This window comes from Ramlibacter sp., assembly GCF_035706265.1.
Lineage (GTDB): Bacteria > Pseudomonadota > Gammaproteobacteria > Burkholderiales > Burkholderiaceae_C > Ramlibacter.
The window spans coordinates 1-4590 of record NZ_DASSVG010000702.1; the positions used below are offsets into that span (position 1 = coordinate 1).

At 71.4% G+C, this 4590-nt stretch carries 4 protein-coding genes; 3 read left to right on the top strand and 1 reads right to left on the bottom strand.

Translation table 11 applies throughout. The features are described 5' to 3' along the window. Positions 1 to 155: 155 nt before the first annotated feature. Positions 156 to 1685 (bottom strand): YifB family Mg chelatase-like AAA ATPase, encoded by a 1530-nt coding sequence (locus VFM98_RS25245; RefSeq protein WP_325112642.1) that lies wholly within the window; start codon positions 1683 to 1685, stop codon positions 156 to 158. A 220-nt stretch (positions 1686 to 1905) separates the two neighbouring features. On the opposite strand from VFM98_RS25245, the gene VFM98_RS25250 reads away from it, so the two are divergent. The 3 genes from VFM98_RS25250 to VFM98_RS25260 are packed head-to-tail and all read left to right on the top strand — an operon-like array spanning position 1906 to position 4480. Further along, entirely contained in the window at positions 1906 to 2652 is a 747-nt protein-coding gene (locus VFM98_RS25250; RefSeq protein ID WP_325112643.1) for a TorF family putative porin, read from the top strand. A 22-nt stretch (positions 2653 to 2674) separates the two neighbouring features. After that, complete coding sequence (gene glnK, locus VFM98_RS25255) at positions 2675 to 3013, top strand: P-II family nitrogen regulator (protein ID WP_325112644.1); 339 nt, start codon at positions 2675 to 2677, stop codon at positions 3011 to 3013. Between the two features lie 30 nt (positions 3014 to 3043). Then, complete coding sequence (locus VFM98_RS25260; RefSeq protein ID WP_325112645.1) at positions 3044 to 4480, top strand: ammonium transporter; 1437 nt, start codon at positions 3044 to 3046, stop codon at positions 4478 to 4480. Positions 4481 to 4590: the final 110 nt, after the last annotated feature.

Below are 4590 nucleotides of genomic sequence, written 5' to 3' on the forward strand. Positions count from 1 at the left end.
CCCATGCAGCCCGCGCAGCCGGCGGCGCGGCGCGGTGGGGAGCCGGCGGTGCCCAGCGCGGAGCCGGCGGCCAGCGGGCCTGCCCGACTCGACCCGCTGCCGGCGTTGGCGGGCGCCGGGGCCGCAGGCTGGCAGGAGTTCTGAGCGGCCCGGCGTCACGCGTTCATCGCCAGCGCGCGCCGGTACTGCACCGCCTCGGCGACGTGGGCGAGCTCCACGCCGCCTGAGGCCGCCAGGTCGGCGATCGTGCGGGCCACCTTGAGCACGCGGTGCATCGAGCGCGCGCTCCAGCCCAGGCGCGCCGCCACCTGGCGCAGGAACTCGGAGGCGGGCGCGGCCAGCCCCGCCTGCGCATCGATCTCGGCGCCCTGCAGCGCGTGGTTGGCCTTGCCCTGGCGCTGCAGCGCGCGCTCGCGCGCCGCCATGCAGCGCGCCTGCACCGGCGCGCTCGGCTCGCCCGCGGGCGCCTGCAGCAGTTCGCCGGGAGCGATTGCCGGCACTTCCACGTGCAGGTCGATGCGATCGAGCAGCGGGCCCGACAGGCGCCCCTGATAGCGCGCCACCTGCTCCGGGCTGCAGCGGCAGGCCCGCGCCGAGCCGAGCCAGCCGCAGGGGCAGGGATTCATCGCCGCCACCAGCTGGAAGCGGGCCGGGAACTCGCTGCGGCGCGCCGCCCGCGCGATGGTGATGCGGCCGGTTTCGAGCGGCTCGCGCAAGGCCTCCAGCGCCGCGCGGGGGAACTCGGGCAATTCGTCGAGGAACAGGACGCCGTGGTGCGCCAGCGAGATCTCCCCCGGCCGCGGCGGCGAGCCGCCGCCCACCAGGGCCACCGCGCTGGCCGAATGGTGCGGCGATTCGGTGGGGCGCTGCGACCAGTGCTGCAGCGCGAAGCGGCCGGCGAGGCTGGCGACCGCCGCGCTCTCCAGCGCCTCCTCCACCGACATCGGCGGCAGCAGGCCGGTGAAGCGCTGCGCCAGCATGGACTTGCCGGACCCGGGAGGGCCCACCATCAGGAGGCTGTGGCCGCCGGCCGCGGCGATCTCCAGCGCGCGCCGGGCGCCGGCCTGGCCCTTCACGTCGGCCAGGTCCGGATAGCAGGCCGCGGGCGGCGGCGCGCTGGCGGCCAGCGGCGCCCAGCCGTCTTCCCCCGGCGCCGCTCCTTCGGACGACGGCGCGAAGTGGCGCACCACATCGAGCAGGTGCCGCACGCGCACGACGTGCGCCCCGGGCACCAGCGCCGCCTCCTCCGCGCTGCCGGGCGGCAGCACCAGCCGGGCCGCCACCCCGCCCGCGTGCAGCGCCAGGCTGGTAGCCAGCGCGCCGCGCACCGGCCGCAGCTCGCCTGAGAGCGACAGCTCGCCCGCGAACTCGTAGCCCGCCAGCCGGCGGCCATCGATCTGGCCGCTGGCGGCCAGCACGCCGATGGCGATCGGCAGGTCGAAGCGGCCGCTGTCCTTGGGCAGGTCGGCCGGCGCCAAGTTGACGGTGATCCTCTTGTTGTGCGGGAACTCCAGGCCGGAGTTCAGCAGGGCCGAGCGCACCCGCTCGCGCGCTTCCTTCACCTCCGTATCGGCCAGGCCGACCAGGGTGAAGCTGGGCAGCCCGTTGGCGAGATGGACCTCCACGGTCACGGCCGCGGCCTCCAGCCCCAGCAGGGTGCGGCTTTGCAGCAGACAAAGGCTCACGGAATGGCTCCTCCCTTTCCAGGTGCATGCGGGGCTCCGGTGCGGGCGCGCCGGCCGTCCCGCACCGCGCCGGTGCGGCTTTGCGCGCCCGCACGCCCCGCAATGGGTAACGAACAGCCACGGCGGTGCGACGACGCGCCCTTTCCTCCGGATGGCGGATGGCATGTGTCCTGCTAAGTCCTGCTGCAAACCATCAACAAACGAACGGAGAACCCATTCAATGAAAGCGAAACTTGCGGTGCTGTTGTCGACGCTGGCGGCTTCTTCCGCTCTGATGGCGCAGACGAGCACGGCGGCGCCCGAGCCCGACTCCACGCTGTCGTTCAATGTCGGCGCGGTCACCGACTACCGTTACCGCGGCATTTCGCAGAGCCGCCTGCGCCCCGCGCTGCAGGGCGGCGCCGACTTCGCGCACAAGAGCGGCTTCTATGTCGGCACCTGGGGCTCGACCATCAAGTGGCTCAAGGATGCCGGCGGCGATGCCAACGTCGAAGTCGACGTGTACGGCGGCTACCGCACCACGCTCGGCGGCGTCGGCCTCGATGTCGGCGTGCTGCGCTACCTGTATCCCGGCTCCGACATCGCGCCGGCCACCGGCCTGGTGAACCCCGACACCACCGAGGTGTACCTGGCGGGCAGCCTGGGTCCGGCCACGCTGAAGTACTCGCATGCCACCACCAACCTGTTCGGCACGCCGGACAGCAAGGGCAGCGGCTACCTGGACCTGAGCGCCAATTTCGAGCTGCCCTGGTACGGGCTGACGCTCACGCCGCACGTCGGCCACCAGCGCGTGCGCCACAACTCGTCGGCCTCCTACACCGACTGGTCGCTCGCGTTGGGCAAGGACTTCGGCAACGGCTTCAGCGCCAGCCTCGCCTACGTGGACACCAACATCACCGTGCGCGCCCCCAACGGCAAGGACCTCGGCCGCGCCGGCCTGGTCGCGGGCGTGAAGTACGCGTTCTGAATTCCGCCCGCAAGGAGCCAGCATGAAACTCGTCACCGCCATCATCAAACCCTTCAAGCTCGACGAAGTGCGTGAAGCCCTCTCCGCCATCGGCGTGCAGGGCATCACCGTCACCGAGGTGAAGGGCTTCGGCCGCCAGAAGGGCCACACCGAGCTGTACCGGGGCGCCGAATACGTCGTCGACTTCCTCCCCAAGGTGAAGATCGAGGCGGCCGTGGCCGACGACCTGGTGGAGCGCGTGATCGAGGCCGTGGAAGGCGCCGCGCGCACGGGGAAGATCGGCGACGGAAAGATCTTCGTGTACGACCTCGAGCAGGTCGTTCGCATCCGCACCGGCGAGACCGGCAAGGAAGCGCTCTAAGCATTTCAACTTCACACAGAGAGCACCGACATGAGGAAACTTCTCGCCTCCCTGTCCCTGGGCCTGGGACTGTTGGCCGGCGGCGTCGCCGTCGCCCAGACGCCCGCCGCGCCGGCGGCCGAAGCGCCGGCCGCTGCGGCGGTCACGGCTGCGCCTGACGCGGCCGCACCAGCCGCCCCTGCAGCAGCGGCGGCTCCGGCCGCGGCGGCTGCCGAGGCCCCTGCCGCGGCCGCGCCCGCGCCCAAGGTCGATTCCGGCGACACCGCCTGGATGCTGACCTCCACGCTGCTGGTGATCCTGATGACGATCCCGGGCCTGGCGCTGTTCTACGGCGGCCTCACGCGCTCGAAGAACATGCTGTCCGTCCTGATGCAGGTGTTCGTCGTGTTCTCCCTGGTCAGCCTGCTGTGGGCGATCTACGGCTACAGCCTGGCGTTCGCGGGCGAGGGCAACTTCTTCGGCTCGCTGCAGAAGGTGTTCCTCAGCGGCGTGACGACGGAGACCTTCGGCGCGCTCACCACGATCCCGGAATACGTGTTCGTGTCCTTCCAGGGCACGTTCGCGGCGATCACGGCGGCCCTGATCGTGGGCGCCTTCGCCGAGCGCATCAAGTTCTCCGCCGTGCTGCTGTTCTCGGCGCTCTGGTTCACCTTCTCGTATGTGCCGATGGCGCACATCGTGTGGGGCGGCGGCCTGCTGGCCAAGGACGGCGCGCTGGACTTCGCCGGTGGCACCGTGGTGCACATCAACGCCGGCGTGGCCGGCCTGGTGGGCGCCTACGTGCTGGGCAAGCGCATCGGCTTCGGCAAGGAAGCGTTCACGCCGCACTCGCTGACGCTGACCATGGTGGGCGCCTCGCTGCTGTGGGTGGGCTGGTTCGGCTTCAACGCCGGTTCCGCCGGTGCCGCCAACGCCTCCGCCGGCCTGGCCTTCATCAACACGGTGCTGGCCACTGCCGCCGCAACGCTGTCCTGGATCGGCGGCGAGGCGCTGTCCAAGGGCAAGGCCTCCATGCTGGGTGCCGCCTCGGGTGCCGTCGCCGGCCTGGTGGCCGTCACGCCCGCCGCCGGCTTCGTCGGCCCGATGGGTTCCATCGTGCTCGGCCTGATCGCCGGCGTGGTGTGCCTGTGGGGCGTCAGCGGCCTGAAGCGCATGCTGGGTGCGGACGACGCGTTCGACGTGTTCGGCGTTCACGGCGTGGGCGGTATCGTCGGCGCGCTGCTGACCGGCGTGTTCGCCGCCCAGGGCCTGGGCGGCACCGGCGGCGCCACGCCCGACACCTTCACCATCGCCGGCCAGGTGTGGGTCCAGTTCAAGAGCGTGCTGCTCACGGTGGCCTGGTCCGGTGTCGTTGCCTTCGTCTCCTACAAGATCGTCGACCTGCTGGTCGGCCTGCGGGTCAGCGAGGAAGAGGAACGCGAAGGCCTCGACATCAGCAGCCACGGCGAAACCGCCTACATGCGCTGAGCCCGGATCGCAAGAGTCTCCTTTGGATGTTCGGCCCGCTTCGGCGGGCCGCTTTTTTTTCTGCCGAGCGCAGGCACAATGGCCCGCAAGGAGACAAGCGCCATGCTCGA

Coding starts and splice junctions, on each gene's coding strand:
- glnK (WP_325112644.1), top strand. CDS start 2,675: ATGAAACTCGTCACCGCCATCATCAAACCCTTCAAGCTCGACGAAGTG.
- VFM98_RS25260 (WP_325112645.1), top strand. CDS start 3,044: ATGAGGAAACTTCTCGCCTCCCTGTCCCTGGGCCTGGGACTGTTGGCC.
- VFM98_RS25250 (WP_325112643.1), top strand. CDS start 1,906: ATGAAAGCGAAACTTGCGGTGCTGTTGTCGACGCTGGCGGCTTCTTCC.